Annotated in this window: 9 protein-coding genes and 2 pseudogenes; 10 read left to right on the forward strand and 1 reads right to left on the reverse strand. The window is 73.5% G+C overall.

Going from position 1 to position 14,839, the window contains the following annotated elements; all coding sequences use genetic code 11:
* Window positions 1-108: 108 nt before the first annotated feature.
* The 5 genes and pseudogenes from EAO71_RS24380 to EAO71_RS24400 all read left to right on the forward strand — a co-directional run.
* A pseudogene (locus EAO71_RS24380) lies at window positions 109-1,524 on the forward strand (type IV secretory system conjugative DNA transfer family protein); the annotation flags it as partial.
* A gap of 108 nt (window positions 1,525-1,632) precedes the next feature.
* On the forward strand, window positions 1,633-3,195 hold the full coding sequence (locus tag EAO71_RS24385) for a PucR family transcriptional regulator (RefSeq protein ID WP_147979943.1): 1,563 nt from the start codon (window positions 1,633-1,635) through the stop codon (window positions 3,193-3,195).
* 189 nt (window positions 3,196-3,384) lie between these two features.
* Complete coding sequence (locus tag EAO71_RS24390; protein WP_147979944.1) at window positions 3,385-4,356, forward strand: EamA family transporter; 972 nt, start codon at window positions 3,385-3,387, stop codon at window positions 4,354-4,356.
* A gap of 138 nt (window positions 4,357-4,494) precedes the next feature.
* Window positions 4,495-5,940 (forward strand): aldehyde dehydrogenase family protein, encoded by a 1,446-nt coding sequence (locus EAO71_RS24395; protein ID WP_147979945.1) that lies wholly within the window; start codon window positions 4,495-4,497, stop codon window positions 5,938-5,940.
* 115 nt (window positions 5,941-6,055) lie between these two features.
* A complete protein-coding gene (locus EAO71_RS24400; protein ID WP_147979946.1) occupies window positions 6,056-7,204 on the forward strand; it encodes a winged helix DNA-binding domain-containing protein in 1,149 nt (382 codons plus the stop codon).
* A gap of 154 nt (window positions 7,205-7,358) precedes the next feature.
* Here EAO71_RS24400 and EAO71_RS24405 read toward each other — a convergent pair.
* Window positions 7,359-7,595, reverse strand: a pseudogene (locus tag EAO71_RS24405) (DNA glycosylase AlkZ-like family protein); the annotation flags it as partial.
* Between EAO71_RS24405 and EAO71_RS24410 the strand changes: the two are divergent.
* From EAO71_RS24410 to ispG, 5 genes are all read left to right on the forward strand, one after another.
* Complete coding sequence (locus EAO71_RS24410) at window positions 7,586-9,499, forward strand: acyl-CoA dehydrogenase family protein (protein WP_147979947.1); 1,914 nt, start codon at window positions 7,586-7,588, stop codon at window positions 9,497-9,499. The pseudogene EAO71_RS24405 and the gene EAO71_RS24410 sit on opposite strands and share 10 nt — an antisense overlap.
* Window positions 9,500-9,677: 178 nt before the next feature.
* Complete coding sequence (gene aroA, locus EAO71_RS24415) at window positions 9,678-10,916, forward strand: 3-phosphoshikimate 1-carboxyvinyltransferase (protein WP_147979948.1); 1,239 nt, start codon at window positions 9,678-9,680, stop codon at window positions 10,914-10,916.
* Between the two features lie 148 nt (window positions 10,917-11,064).
* Window positions 11,065-12,324, forward strand: coding sequence for a 1-deoxy-D-xylulose-5-phosphate reductoisomerase (dxr, locus tag EAO71_RS24420; RefSeq protein WP_147979949.1), 1,260 nt, complete (start codon window positions 11,065-11,067; stop codon window positions 12,322-12,324).
* Window positions 12,321-13,625 carry a M50 family metallopeptidase gene (locus EAO71_RS24425; protein WP_147979950.1) on the forward strand — a complete coding sequence of 435 codons (1,305 nt, stop codon included), beginning with the start codon at window positions 12,321-12,323 and terminating at the stop codon, window positions 13,623-13,625. Before dxr ends, EAO71_RS24425 begins: the two co-directional genes overlap by 4 nt.
* Window positions 13,626-13,728: 103 nt before the next feature.
* Window positions 13,729-14,839, forward strand: a 1,111-nt coding sequence (gene ispG, locus EAO71_RS24430; protein WP_147980043.1) for a flavodoxin-dependent (E)-4-hydroxy-3-methylbut-2-enyl-diphosphate synthase, incomplete at its 3' end; no start/stop codon positions are given.

Here is a 14,839-nt window from a genome sequence, read left to right on the forward strand (position 1 = left end):
TCCCCGGGTGTCGCGTGACTCGTACGTGCCGTCGGTCTCCATGAACCCCTGCCCCCTGACCAGCCAGGTCGCCGCATCTGTGCCACCGTCAATCTAGTGGGCACGGCCCGGCCCGAGCGGCTCGCCGCCTTCACGGAGGCCGTGCGGACCCGCGGCGCCGCCGCCTGCGGCCACCCCTCCGGAGTCCGCGACCTGCCCGTCCGCAGCGCCACCCACGACCTGGCCACGGCGCAGGTGCTCATCGGCACCGCCGCCGACCACCCCCGCAACCCCTACGCCCGCCGCACCACGGGCGTCGCCCTGGAGCCGGGGCTGCTCGGGACCTCGCTGCTCGCCGTCGGGCCCGCGGGGGCCGGGAAGACCGTGCGGCTCGTGCGGCCCGTCGTCGAGTCGCTGTGCCTCCAGGCCCTGGCGAACCGCGCCGCCGTCGTGGCCGTCACCTCGCACGGCCCGGCCCTCGGCCCCGACGAGTCCTTCGACGTCGTCGTCTCCGTCGGCCGGCCCGACTCCACCCATGACCTCGACCTCTACGGCGGGGCCGACGACCCCGACGAGGCCGCGCGGATCCTCGCCGAGGCGCTCGTCGGCGACCTGGTCGCCGACAGCCGCCGGGCCGCCACCGCGCTCGCCCAGCTGATCGGCCCCTTCCGTGCCGCCCACGACCGCTTCCCGGCCGTGCCCGAACTGCGCGAACTGCTCGGCGGCACGCCCGCGGCCCTCGACGCGCTGCGCGCGGCCGTCGGCGACGACCCCGCCCAGCTGCGCGAGCTCGACGCCCGGCAGCGGCAGGCCGCACGCGGCGACGACGTCGGAGAGCTCCTCGCGGAGCGCATCGCCTTCCTGGACCGGCCCGCCTTCGCGCGCTTCTTCCGCACCGACGGCGAGACCCGGCAGTTCTCCCTGCACGCCGTCGAGCATCCGCTGCGGGTCCGGGTCGACCTGCCCGAGCGCGGGCACGCAGAGGCCTCCCGGATCGTGTCCCGGCTGCTGCTCGCCCAGTTCTCCGAGGCGATCCTGGCCCGCCGCGACCGCTCCCTCTTCGCCTGCCTGGTCCTCGACGACGCCACGTACACCGTCACCGGCGAGTCCGTCCGGTCCGTGCAGCGGCTGCGCTCCGCCAACGCCGGGGTCCTCCTCGCCCTGCGCAGCCTGGAGGACGTGCCGGAGGCACTGCGCGGACCCCTCCTCGGGGCCGTCGGATGCCGGATGGCGTTCGCCGGCATCGCCCCCTGGGACGGCGGACGGTTCGCGGAGACCTGGGGCACGGAGTGGGTGCAGACCCGCGACGTCACCAACCGCCAGATCATCTCCGACGAGCCGCTGACCAAGGCCCTGCACTTCATGCGGCGCGTGGTGACCGGCAAGGCGGCGACCGCCGAGGCCGTGACCGTACGGGAGGTGGAGCGGCAGCGGTGGTCGGCCTCCGACCTGGCGCACGCCGTCCCCGCCGGGCACGCCGTGCTGTCCCTGACCCATGTACGGGGCGAGCACACGCCGCCGCTGCTGGTGGATCTGCGGAGCTGACGCGGGACCGGGTGGGCCCTGGCACAATCGGGGGCGTCGTTCGTCGGAGCGGCGTCCGCTGCGTGCGCAGTCGCCCCGCAGTCCTCTGCCCAAAGGTTCGACGGTCCCATGCCGCCCACCCTCGCGTCCCTCGTCCAGCACTCGGCACTCAAACTCACCGTCCGGGCCGGTGAGGACGGCCTGGACACCCCCGTGCGCTGGGCCCACGTCAGCGAGCTCACCGACCCCGTGCCGTACATGGAGGGCGGCGAGCTGCTGCTCACCACCGGGCTGACCCTGGACGCCGGCGACGCCGACGCGATGCTCCGCTACGTGCGCCGGCTGCTCGGCGCGGGCGTGGTGGGGCTCGGCTTCGCCGTCGGCGTGAACTACGAGGACGTGCCTCCGGCGCTGGTCGAGGCGGCCTCGGCGGAGGGACTGCCGCTGCTGGAGGTGCCGCGGCGGACGCCTTTCCTCGCCATCAGCAAGGCCGTGTCGGCGGCGATCGCCGCCGACCAGTACCGGGCCGTCACCGCCGGTTTCGAGGCCCAGCGCGAGTTGACCCGGGCCGCGCTCGCGGAGGGCCCGGACGCCGTGGTGGCCCGGCTCGCGGCCCACGTGGACGGCTGGGCCGCGCTCTACGACACCTCCGGCGCCGTCCTCGCCGTGTCGCCCGAATGGGCGGCGCGCCGGGCCGCCCGGCTGACCCCCGACGTCGAACGCCTCCGGGAACGCCCGGCGCCCGCCAGCGCCGTCGTCGGCGGCACCGACGACCGGGTCGAGCTCCAGTCGCTGGGCAGCGGACGCCGCGTGCGGGGCGCCCTCGCCGTCGGCACCGGGGCGGCGCTGGGGACGGCGGAACGGTACGCCGTGCACTCGGCGATCGCGCTGCTCACCCTGACGACCGAGCGCTCGCGCTCGCTCCAGGCCGCCGAGGGGCGGCTCGGCGCGGCGGTGCTCCGCATGATGCTGTCCGGTCAGCCGGACCACGCCCGCGCCGTGGCGGGCGACCTCTACGGCGGACTGCTGGACGCGCCCTTCCGGCTGCTGATCGCCGAGACGGTGCCCGGCGAACGGGAGGGCGAGCCGCCGCTCCCGGTCCTGACCGAGGCACTGGAGTCGGCGGCGGCGCGGGCCGGCGAGACGGTCCTGGCCGTACCCGAGAACGACGAACGGCTCCTCGTCCTGGCCGGCGACGGCGGCGCCGTCGTCGCCGCCTGCGAGAGCTACGCCGAGCGGGACGCCGAGGAGGCCGGGCTGGTCGTCGGCCTCTCGGCGCCGACCGGGCCGATCGCGGCGGCGGCCGCGTACAAGCAGGCCGAGCAGGCCCTGTCGGTGGCGCGGCGGCGCGGTCGGGCACTCGTCGAGCACGAGGACCTGGCGGCGGGATCGGTGCTGCCGCTGCTCGCCGACGACGCGGTCCGCGCGTTCGCGGACGGCATGCTGCGCGCCCTGTACGAGCACGACGCCACCGGCCGGGGCGACCTCGTCGCCTCGCTGCGCGCCTGGCTCTCGCGCCACGGGCAGTGGGACGCGGCCGCGGCGGACCTCGGCGTGCACCGGCACACCCTCCGCTACCGCATGCGCCGGGTCGAGGAGATCCTCGGCCGCTCGCTCGACGATCCGGACGTCCGGATGGAACTGTGGCTGGCCCTGAAGGCGACCGGCGCGGACACCGCGGAGACCGCGTAGAGGTGTCCAGGCGGTTCGTGCCGGGCTCCCGGCGCCGATCCGGACCGGCCGAGGCCCCCCTTCCAGGGATGTCCCGCCGGTCCCGTCCGGAGCCGCTCGGCCCCTCCGGACGCGGGAAATCGTCCGAGGCTGCCCGATGCCGGGCAAATTTCTTGGTCATTCGGGGGCGCAGTCCCTAATCTCCTGGGCATGACAAGCCCTGCCGTCGATCCGGCCTCCGAGGTCCAGGCGACTCCCGCCGCCCCCCTGTCCGACCGCACGCCCRCCGCCCCGCGGCGGATCTCCGGCGCCGTATGGGCGGCGCTCGGCATCGTGTACGTCGTGTGGGGGTCCACCTACCTCGGGATCCGGATCGTCGTCGAGTCGATGCCGCCCTTCCTCTCCGCCGGCACCCGCTTCGTGACCGCCGGACTGGTCCTCGCCGGTCTCCTCGCCTGGCGGAAGGGCCCCCAGGTCCTCAAGGTCACCCCGCGGGAGCTGGCCTCGGCCGTCGTCGTCGGCCTGCTCCTCATCCTCGGCGGCAACGGGCTCGTCGTCCTCGCCGAGACCTCCGTGCCCTCCGGTCTCGCCGCGCTGCTCATCGCCGTCGTGCCCGCCTGGGTCGTCGTCCTGCGGGCCTGCTCCGGCGAGCGCCCCACCGCCGGAGCCGTCGCCGGCGTCCTCCTCGGCCTCGCCGGCCTCGCCGTGCTCACCCTCCCCGGCCTGAGCGGCGACGTCCGGATCAGCGGCGTCGTCCTCGTCATCGTCGCCACCCTGATGTGGTCCGTCGGGTCCTTCTCGTCGTCCCGGATCCCGATGCCCGGCAACCCCTTCACCGCCAGCGCCTACGAGATGATCGCCGGCGGTCTCGGCGGCCTCGCCCTCGGTCTCCTCCGGGGAGAGCAGCACGGCCTCGACCTCTCCGCGGTGTCCGGCCGCTCCTGGGTCGCACTCGGCTACCTGATCGTCTTCGGCTCCCTGATCGCCTTCACCGCGTACGCCTGGCTCCTCCAGGCCGCGCCGCTGCCGCTCGTCGCCACGTACGCCTACGTCAACCCGGTCGTCGCCGTCCTCCTCGGCGCCCTGGTCCTGAACGAGGCCCTGACCTGGCCCATCGCGCTCGGCGGCGCGATCGTCGTCGGCGGCGTCTGTCTCATCGTGTCGACGGAGAGGCGCGGCTGACCTGCCGGTTCGGCCAAACCGGCAGGACGGGTACCACCCACTACTCCACACCGGACAAACCACCGTGTGCCCCCTCGGCCCTAACGTGGCACGCAGACAAGTCAGCGACACCCATCGACACGAAAGGGCCGGGCCGCGATGACGACCACCCACGCCTTCTGGCTCGCCGGCCGCGAGGCCACCGGCGAGGACGCCTTCGACGTCACGAACTCCTTCGACGGACGTCTGGTCGGCAAGGTCAGCGTGCCCACCGAGGCCCAGGTCGAGGAGGCCGTCGCCGCCGCGCACGCCGTCGTCGACGAGTTCGCCGCGACCCCGGCGCACGTCCGCGCCGCCGCCCTCGACCACGTGTCGAAGCGGCTGGCCGAGCGCACCGAGGAGATCGCCCAGCTGATCTCCGCCGAGAACGGCAAGCCGATCAAGTGGGCGCGCGGCGAGGTCGGCCGCGCGGTCTCCGTGTTCCGCTTCGCCGCCGAGGAGGCCCGTCGCTTCAACGGCGGCGAGGCCCAGCGCCTCGACACCGAGGCCGGCGGCGTCGGCCGGCTGGCGCTCACCCGCCGCATCCCCAAGGGCGTCGTCCTCGGCATCGCGCCGTTCAACTTCCCGCTGAACCTCAGCGCCCACAAGGTCGCCCCGGCCATCGCCGTCGGCGCCCCGATCATCCTCAAGCCGGCCCCGGCCACCCCGATCTCCTCCCTGATCCTGGGCGAGCTGCTGGCCGAGACCGACCTGCCGGCCGGTTCCTGGTCGATCCTGACCGTCCCGAACGACCGGATGCCGGCCCTCGTCCAGGACGAGCGCCTCCCGGTCATCTCCTTCACCGGCTCCGACAAGGTCGGCTACGCCATCCAGGAGTCCGTGCCGCACAAGCACTGCACCCTGGAGCTCGGCGGCAACGCCGCGGCCGTCGTGCTGCCGGACTGGTCCACCGAGGCGGACCTGGACTGGGCGGCGACCCGTATCGCCACCTTCTCCAACTACCAGGGCGGCCAGTCCTGCATCTCCGTGCAGCGCGTGATCGCGGACGCCTCCGTCTACGACCGCCTGGTGCCGAAGATCGTCGCCGCCGTCGAGGCCCAGGTCACCGGTGACCCGGCGGACGACGCCACCGACGTCGGCCCGCTCGTCGACGAGGCCGCCGCCCGCCGCGTCGAGTCCTGGGTCGACGAGGCCGTCGCGGCCGGCGCCACGCTGCTCGCCGGCGGCAAGCGCGAGGGTGCCACCTACGCCCCGACCGTCCTCACCGACCTGCCGGCCGAGGTCACCCTGGCCCGCGCCGAGGTCTTCGGCCCGGTCCTGACGATCGCCAAGGTCGACGGAGAGGCCGAGGCCTTCGCCGCGGTCAACGACTCGGACTTCGGTCTCCAGGCCGGCGTCTTCACCCGCGACCTGCAGGCCGCCTTCCGCGCCCACCGCGCCCTGGAGGTCGGCGGCGTGATCGTCGGCGACGTCCCCTCCTACCGCGCCGACCAGATGCCGTACGGCGGCGCCAAGAAGTCCGGCGTGGGCCGCGAGGGCGTCAAGTACGCCATGGACGACTACACGTACGAGCGGGTGCTGGTCCTCACGGGCCTCGCGCTCTGATCCGTACACCGCGGACCAGACGGCCGGAGCCCACTGTGCGGGGGCTCCGGCCGTCTTCACGTGCGCGCACGGCCGTACCGCCGCGCTGTCGGAGGCGCAGGGCAGAATCCGCCTCGTGACGATCACCGCGCGCGCACTCAACCGGGCCACCCTCGGCCGCCAACTCCTCCTGGAACGGGAGCGCCTGCCCGTCCTCGACGGGATACGACGCGTGGTCGCCCTCCAGGCCCAGGACCCCGCCTCGCCCTACCTGGCGCTGTGGAACCGGCTCGCCGGCTTCGCCCCCGACGAGCTGGACGCGGCCTTCGCCGACCGCTCCGTGGTCAAGGCGACCCTGATGCGGATCACCCTGCACGCCGTGCACGCCGACGACTACGCGCCCTTCCGCGCGGCCATGCAGCAGACGCTCCACAGCTCGCGGCTGGGCGCCCGCTTCGCCGCCACCGGACTGACGCCCGCGGACGCCGAGGAGCTGTTGCCGGAACTGCTGGCCTTCGCGGACCGGTCCCGGACCACCCCCGAACTGCAGGCGTGGATCGAGCGGCGGCTCGGCGCGGAGAGGACGGCCGGCGCCTGGTGGGGTCTGAAGGGGTACGCGCCGCTCCACCACGCCCCGACCGGCCCGCCGTGGTCCTTCGGCCGGCGGGCGTCCTTCGTCGCCGCCGGGTCCGGGCCGCTGCCCGCGGGACGGCAGGTCGACCAGGAGGGGCTGCGGACCCTGATCCTGCGCTACCTGTCGGGCTTCGGGCCCGCGTCGGTGGCGGACGTCGCGCAGTTCGCCCTCGTCCGGCGCGCGCCCGTACGCGAGGCGCTGCACGGCCTGGACGACACCGTGGAGCGGCTCGAGGGTCCGGACGGGTCGACGCTGTACGACCTCCCGGGGGCCCCGCGGCCGGACGAGGACACCCCCGCCCCGCCGCGGCTCATGGCGATGTGGGACAGCGTCCTGCTCGCCCACGCCGACCGGTCGCGCCTGATCCCCCCGGACCTCCGCCCGCTCGTGATCCGTGTCAACGGCGACGTGCTGCCCACCCTGCTGGTCGACGGCCGCGTCGCCGGCGTGTGGCGTCCCGCGGACGGCGGTATCGAGGCGACGGCCTTCCATCCGCTCTCCTCCGCCGTCTGGGAGGCGCTGGCCGAGGAGGCCCGGTCCCTGGCGCAGCTGCTGGCAGGCCGTGAGACGTCGGTCTACCGCCGCTACGGCCACTGGTGGGCGAAACTCCCCGCGGCCGCCGAGGTGCGGGTGCTGCCCACCGGCACGTGAGGGCGGTGCCCCGGCCGCCCCGGGCGTACGACGCTCCGGCCGGGGTACCGGGGACCGGCCGGAGAACACGGCTCCGGCCGGCGCCCCGTCTTTCCGTACGCGGTGAAATCGGGTACTACGGACGGGTAGCCACGAGCCCTCACGATCCCCCCGATCAGCGGCGGTAGACCGACGTCTCACGGCCTGCCAGCAGCTGCGCCAGGGACCGGGCCTCCTCGGCCAGCGCCTCCCAGACGGCGGAGGAGAGCGGATGGAAGGCCGTCGCCTCGATACCGCCGTCCGCGGGACGCCACACGCCGGCGACGCGGCCGTCGACCAGCAGGGTGGCCCCAGACCCCCCAGGACCCCGACCAGCCCCGCGAGCCAGGCGGCGGCGGGCGGGTGACGTCACCGCCCAAGGTCACCGAACGCGAGGCCCGGCAGGTCGCCGAGGCCGCCCGTGAACAGGACTGGCGCAAACCCAGCTTCGCCAAGGAGCTCTTCCTCGGCCGGTTCCGCCTCGACCTGATCCATCCCCACCCGCTGCCCGCCGACGCGGACGTGGAGCGCGGGGAGGCCTTCCTCGCCCGGCTCAGGGAGTTCTGCGAGACCCGGATCGACGGACGGCTGATCGAACGCGAGTCCCGGATCCCCGACGACGTCGTCGCCGGTCTCAAGGAGCTCGGGGCGCTCGGCATGAAGATCGACCCGAAGTACGGCGGGCTCGGCCTCACCCAGGTGTACTACAACCGCGCCCTCGCGCTCGTCGGCTCCGCCAGCCCCGCGATCGGCGCCCTGCTGTCCGCCCATCAGTCGATCGGCGTACCGCAGCCGCTGAAGATCTTCGGTACGCGGGAGCAGAAGGACGCCTTCCTGCCACGCCTGGCCCGGACGGACATCTCGGCCTTCCTGCTCACCGAGCCCGACGTGGGCTCGGACCCGGCCCGGCTCGCCACGACGGCGGTGCCGGACGGGGACGCGTACGTCCTGGACGGCGTGAAGCTCTGGACGACCAACGGAGTCGTCGCCGACCTGCTCGTCGTGATGGCCCGCGTCCCGGCGTCCGAGGGGCACAAGGGAGGCATCACCGCCTTCGTCGTCGAGGCGGACTCGCCCGGCGTCACCGTCGAGCACCGGAACGCCTTCATGGGCCTGCGCGGCCTGGAGAACGGCGTCACCCGCTTCCACCGGGTCCGGGTCCCGGCGGAGAACCGCATCGGCCCCGAGGGCGCCGGACTCAAGATCGCCCTCACCACGCTCAACACCGGCCGCCTCTCGCTGCCGGCGATGTGCGTCGGCGCCGGGAAGTGGTCCCTGAAGATCGCCCGCGAGTGGACGTCCGTACGCGAGCAGTGGGGCAAGCCCGTCGCCCGCCACGAGGCCGTGGGCACCAAGATCTCCTTCATCGCGGCGACCACGTTCGCGCTGGAGGCGGTCGTCGACCTCGCCTCCCAGATGGCCGACGAGGACCGCAACGACATCCGCATCGAGGCGGCCCTCGCCAAGCTCTACGGCTCCGAGATGGCCTGCCTCATCGCCGACGAACTCGTCCAGATCCGCGGCGGCCGCGGCTACGAGACGGCCGACTCGCTGGCGGCGCGCGGCGAGCGGGCGGTGCCGGCCGAGCAGCTCCTGCGCGACCTGCGGATCAACCGGATCTTCGAGGGCTCGACCGAGATCATGCATCTGCTGATCGCCCGCGAGGCGGTGGACGCGCACCTCGCGGTCGCCGGCGACATCATCGACCCCGACAAGTCCGTCGCCGACAAGGCGAAGGCGGGCGCGCGGGCGGGCGGCTTCTACGCCCGCTGGCTGCCCAAGCTGGTCGCGGGCCCGGGCCAGGTGCCCGGCGCCTACCGGGAGTTCGGCGGCCTCGCGACGCATCTGCGGTACGTGGAGCGGACGTCGAGGAAGCTGGCCCGTTCCACGTTCTACGCGATGTCGCGGTGGCAGGGCCGGATGGAGCTGAAGCAGGCGTTCCTCGGGCGGATCGTGGACATCGGCGCCGAGCTCTTCGCGATGAGCGCGGCATGCGTCCGGGCGGAGCTGCTGCGGTCCACCGGGGACCACGGGCGCGAGGCCCACGCGCTGGCCGACGCCTTCTGCCGGCAGGCGCGGCTGCGGGTCGACGAGCTCTTCGGCCGGCTCTGGTCCAACACGGACGACGTGGACCGCGCCGTGGTGGAGGGCGTGCTCGCGGGCACGTACGAGTGGCTGGAGGCAGGCGTCGTCGACCCGAGCGGGGACGGCCCCTGGATCGCGGACACCCCTCCGGGCCCCTCGCTCCACGAGAACGTCCACCGCCGCATCGGCTGACGGACGGGCCGCCCGGGGCGGGACACCGACCCGGGCGGCCCGTGCGCGCCCCGGCCGCCCGCGCGCCGCCGGGACCCCGTCCCGGGACCGCTCCCGGCCCCGTCCGGAAACCGCCCCCGCGCTGTCCGAACAGCGGACTCGGCCCCCGAGCCACCCCCGCGCACGGCACCATGGGGCCGTGACCGTCATCGACATCCCAGGCTCCAAGTCCGTCACCGCCCGCGCGCTCTTCCTCGCCGCGGCCGCGCACGGGACCACCACGCTCCTCCGGCCGCTCGTCTCCGACGACACCGAGGGCTTCGCCGAGGGGCTCGTCGCCCTCGGCTACCAGGTCCGGCGGGAACCGGGGGCCTGGCACATCGAGGGCCGCCCCGAGGGCCCCGGCGCGGACGAAGCCGACGTGTACTGCCGCGACGGGGCCACCACCGCCCGCTTCCTGCCCACGCTCGCCGCCGCCGGCCACGGCACCTTCCGCTTCGACGCCTCCGCCCAGATGCGCCGGCGCCCCCTCGGGCCCCTCACCACCGCGCTGCGCACCCTCGGCGTCGACCTCCAGCACCCGCTCGAGGAGGGCCACCACCCCCTCACGGTCCACGCCGACGGCATCAAGGGCGGCGCTCTCACCCTCGACGCCGGCCAGTCCTCCCAGTACCTGACCGCGCTCCTGATGCTCGGCCCGCTCACCGCCGAGGGCCTCGACATCACCGTCACGGACCTGGTCTCGGAGCCGTACGTCGAGATCACCCTCGCCATGATGCGCAGCTTCGGCGCCGAGGTGACCCGGGAGGGCCGGACCTACCGGGTCGCCCCCACCGGGTACCGCGCCACCACGTACGCCATCGAGCCGGACGCCTCCACCTCCAGCTACTTCTTCGCCGCAGCCGCCCTCGAACCCGGCCGGGCGGTCACCGTCCCCGGCCTGGGCACCGGCGCCCTGCAGGGCGACCTCGGCTTCGTCGAAGTGCTGCGGCGGATGGGCGCCGAGGTCGACGTCGCCGCCGACGGCACCACCGTCCGCGGCACCGGCACCCTGCGCGGCCTGACCGTCAACATGCGCGACATCTCCGACACCATGCCCACGCTGGCCGCGATCGCGCCCTTCGCCGACGGGCCGGTCCGCATCGAGGACGTCGCCAACACCCGCGTCAAGGAGTGCGACCGCCTCGACGCCTGCGCCGAGAACCTGCGCCGGCTCGGCGTCGACGTCGCGACCGGCCCCGACTGGATCGAGATCCGGCCCGGCACGCCGTCCGGGCACGGCGTCGAGATCGCCACCCACGGCGACCACCGGATCGTGATGTCCTTCGCGGTCACCGGGCTGCGCGCAGCCGGGATCGCCTTCGACGACCCCGGCTGCGTACGGAAGACCTTCCCCGACTTCCACCGCGTCTTCGGGGAGTTCCGCGCGGCCGTCTGAGCCGCCCCCCGGGCCGCCGGCACGGGGGACGCCGGCGGCCCCGGCCCGTCCCGCGGCTCCCCCGGCCGGTCGCCCGGGGGAGCCGGGCCGGCGCCCCGAGCCGGAGGCGCTGTCGGAGCGCACCGCCTTTGGGGCAAGAATGGGGGGCATGAGCGACCGCCCCTCTCCTCTCGCCGACCCGCACATCGCCTTCGATCCAGCCGAAGGCCGCCGGGACATCGTCGTCCTCGGCTCCACCGGGTCCATCGGCACGCAGGCCATCGACCTGGTCCTGCGCAACCCCGACCGCTTCCGGGTCACCGCCCTCGCCGCCTCCGGCGGCCGGGTCGCCCTGCTCGCCGAGCAGGCGCACCGGCTGGGGGTCGCCACGGTCGCCGTCGCCCGCGAGGACGTGGTGCAGGAGCTCCGCGACGCGCTCACCGCGCTGTACGGCGGCGAGCCCCTCCCCGAGATCCTGGCCGGGCCCGACGCCGCCACGCAGGTGGCCGCCTCCCCGTGCCACACCGTGCTCAACGGGATCACCGGCTCCATCGGCCTCGCGCCGACCCTCGCCGCCCTCGAAGCGGGCCGCACCCTCGCCCTCGCCAACAAGGAGTCGCTGATCGTCGGCGGCCCGCTGGTGAAGGCGCTGGCCAAGCCCGGCCAGATCATCCCGGTCGACTCCGAGCACGCCGCCCTCTTCCAGGCGCTCGCCGCCGGCACCCGTGCGGACGTCCGCAAGCTGGTCGTCACCGCCTCCGGCGGCCCCTTCCGCGGCCGTACCCGGGCCGAGCTGGCGGACGTCACCCGCGAGGACGCGCTCGCCCACCCCACCTGGGCCATGGGGCCGGTCATCACGGTGAACAGCGCCACGCTGGTCAACAAGGGCCTGGAGGTCATCGAGGCGCACCTCCTCTACGACATCCCCTTCGACCGCATCGAGGTCGTCGTCCACCCCCAGTCGTACGTCCACTCGATGGTCGAGTTCACGGACGGCTCCACCCTCGCCCAGGCCACCCCGCCGGACATGCGCGGCCCGATCGCCATCGGCATCGGCTGGCCCGAGCGGGTACCGGACGCGGCCCCCGCCTTCGACTGGACGAAGGCCTCCACCTGGGAGTTCTTCCCCCTCGACACCGAGGCGTTCCCGTCCGTCGGACTCGCCCGCCACGTCGGCGAGCTCGGCGGCACCGCCCCGGCCGTGTTCAACGCCGCGAACGAGGAGTGCGTGGAGGCGTTTCTCGCCGGAAGGCTGCCGTTCAACGGAATCATGGATACGGTCACGGCAGTCGTCACCGAACACGGCACCCCCGCCCGGGGAACCTCCCTGACGGTGTCCGACGTCCTCGAAGCGGAGACCTGGGCACGCGCCCGGGCCCGCGAACTGGCAGAACTCGCAGCGAAGGCGACCGCGGAGGCGCGCGCATGACCGTACTTCTGACGCTTCTCGGCATTGTGCTGTTCGTGCTGGGACTGCTCGTCTCCATCGCCTGGCACGAGCTCGGCCACCTCTCCACGGCCAAGCTCTTCGGCATCCGTGTGCCGCAGTACATGGTCGGCTTCGGCCCGACCATCTGGTCGCGGAGGAAGGGCGAGACCGAGTACGGCTTCAAGGCCGTCCCCGCCGGCGGCTACATCCGCATGATCGGCATGTTCCCGCCGGGCAGGGACGGCCGGATCGAGGCCCGCTCCACCTCGCCGTGGCGCTCGATGATCGAGGACGCCCGCGAGGCGTCCTTCGAGGAGCTCCAGCCCGGCGACGAGAACCGGCTCTTCTACACGCGCAAGCCGTGGAAGCGCGTCATCGTGATGTTCGCCGGTCCGTTCATGAACCTGATCCTCGCCGTGGTGATCTTCTTCGGCAGCGCGATGGCCGTCGGCTTCGAGACCCAGACCACCAAGGTCGCCGGCGTCACCAACTGCGTCATCGACCAGAGCCAGAAGCGCGACACCTGCCGGGCCGGCGACCCCGTCTCGCCCGCCAAGGCGGCCGGACTCCTCAAGGGCGACCGGATCGTCGCCTTCAACGGCGAGCGCGTCTCGGACTGGAACACCCTCTCCGACCGGATCCGCGCGGTCACCGGCCCCGCGACCGTCACCGTCCAGCGCGACGGCGTGGAGCGGCTGCTCCCCGTCACGCTGATGGAGAACAAGGTCCTCAAGAAGGACGCGGACGGCAAGGTCCTCCAGCCCGCCCAGTACGTCTCCGCCGGCTACCTCGGCTTCGAGTCGAGCCGCGAGGTCGTCCCGCTCACCTTCGGCGAGTCCGCCTCCAGGATGACCGAGCAGCTCCAGGCCGGCTTCGAGTCCGTCCTCGCCCTGCCGGGCAAGGTCCCGGACCTGTGGGACGCCACCTTCGGGGACGGCGAGCGCAAGGCCGACTCCCCGGTCGGCGTCGTGGGAGCCGCCCGGATCAGCGGCGAGCTGATGACCATCGACGCCCCGCCGCAGACGCTCCTCGTGTACTTCCTGCAGCTGCTCGTCATGTTCAACGTCTCGCTGTTCCTGTTCAACATGCTGCCGCTGCTGCCGCTCGACGGCGGACACATCGCGGGCGCGCTGTGGGAGTCCGTCCGCCGCCACGCGGCGCGGATCTTCAAGCGCCCCGACCCGGGCCCGTTCGACGTGGCCAAGCTGATGCCGGCCGCCTACGTGGTGGCGGGTGTCTTCGTCTGCTTCACGCTGCTCGTGCTCGCCGCCGACATCGTCAATCCGGTGAAGCTGACCTGACCGCGGGGAGGCCGGACACCGCCGGTGTCCGGCCATCCCTCCCGAGGGCGGTAACCTCGGACACCTGAGCCCGCCGACGCACAACCTCGAGGTTGCACTTCAGATGACCGCGATTTCTCTCGGTATCCCGACCGTTCCGACCCGGCTCGCCGAGCGGCGCAAGAGCCGCCAGATCCAGGTCGGCAGCGTCGCCGTCGGCGGGGACGCGCCCGTCTCCGTGCAGTCGATGACGACGACGCGTACGTCCGACATCGGTGCGACGCTGCAGCAGATCGCGGAGCTGACGGCTTCGGGGTGTCAGATCGTGCGGGTGGCGTGCCCGACGCAGGACGACGCGGACGCGCTCGCCACGATCGCGAAGAAGTCGCAGATCCCCGTGATCGCGGACATCCACTTCCAGCCGAAGTACGTCTTCGCCGCCATCGAGGCCGGATGTGCTGCCGTCCGCGTCAACCCGGGCAACATCAAGCAGTTCGACGACAAGGTCAAGGAGATCGCCCACGCCGCCAAGGACGCGGGCACCCCGATCCGGATCGGCGTCAACGCGGGCTCCCTCGACGCCCGGCTGCTGAAGAAGTACGGCAAGGCCACCCCCGAGGCGCTGGTCGAGTCCGCGCTGTGGGAGGCCTCCCTCTTCGAGGAGCACGGCTTCGGCGACATCAAGATCTCGGTCAAGCACAACGACCCGGTCGTCATGGTCAACGCCTACCGTCAGCTCGCCGCCCAGTGCGACTACCCGCTGCACCTCGGCGTCACCGAGGCGGGCCCCGCCTTCCAGGGCACCATCAAGTCCGCCGTCGCCTTCGGCGCGCTGCTGTCCGAGGGCATCGGCGACACCATCCGCGTCTCCCTCTCGGCACCGCCGGTCGAGGAGGTCAAGGTCGGCAACCAGATCCTGGAGTCGCTGAACCTCAAGCCGCGCCGCCTGGAGATCGTCTCCTGTCCGTCGTGCGGGCGGGCGCAGGTGGATGTGTACAAGCTGGCCGAGGAGGTCACGGCGGGTCTGGAGGGCATGGAGGTGCCGCTGCGGGTCGCGGTGATGGGTTGTGTGGTGAACGGTCCGGGCGAGGCGCGTGAGGCGGACCTGGGTGTCGCGTCGGGCAACGGCAAGGGCCAGATCTTCGTGAAGGGCGAGGTGATCAAGACGGTTCCGGAGTCGAAGATCGTCGAGACCCTGATCGAGGAGGCGATGAAGATCGCCGAGCAGATGGAGA

It is taken from the genome of Streptomyces sp. MS191, from assembly GCF_008042125.1.
GTDB lineage: Bacteria > Actinomycetota > Actinomycetes > Streptomycetales > Streptomycetaceae > Streptomyces.

Bases quoted from the DNA above. Each gene is read 5' to 3' on its own strand.
- EAO71_RS24395 (WP_147979945.1), top strand. From the start codon at position 4,495: ATGACGACCACCCACGCCTTCTGGCTCGCCGGCCGCGAGGCCACCGGC.
- EAO71_RS24425 (WP_147979950.1), top strand. From the start codon at position 12,321: ATGACCGTACTTCTGACGCTTCTCGGCATTGTGCTGTTCGTGCTGGGA.
- EAO71_RS24385 (WP_147979943.1), top strand. From the start codon at position 1,633: ATGCCGCCCACCCTCGCGTCCCTCGTCCAGCACTCGGCACTCAAACTC.
- dxr (WP_147979949.1), top strand. From the start codon at position 11,065: ATGAGCGACCGCCCCTCTCCTCTCGCCGACCCGCACATCGCCTTCGAT.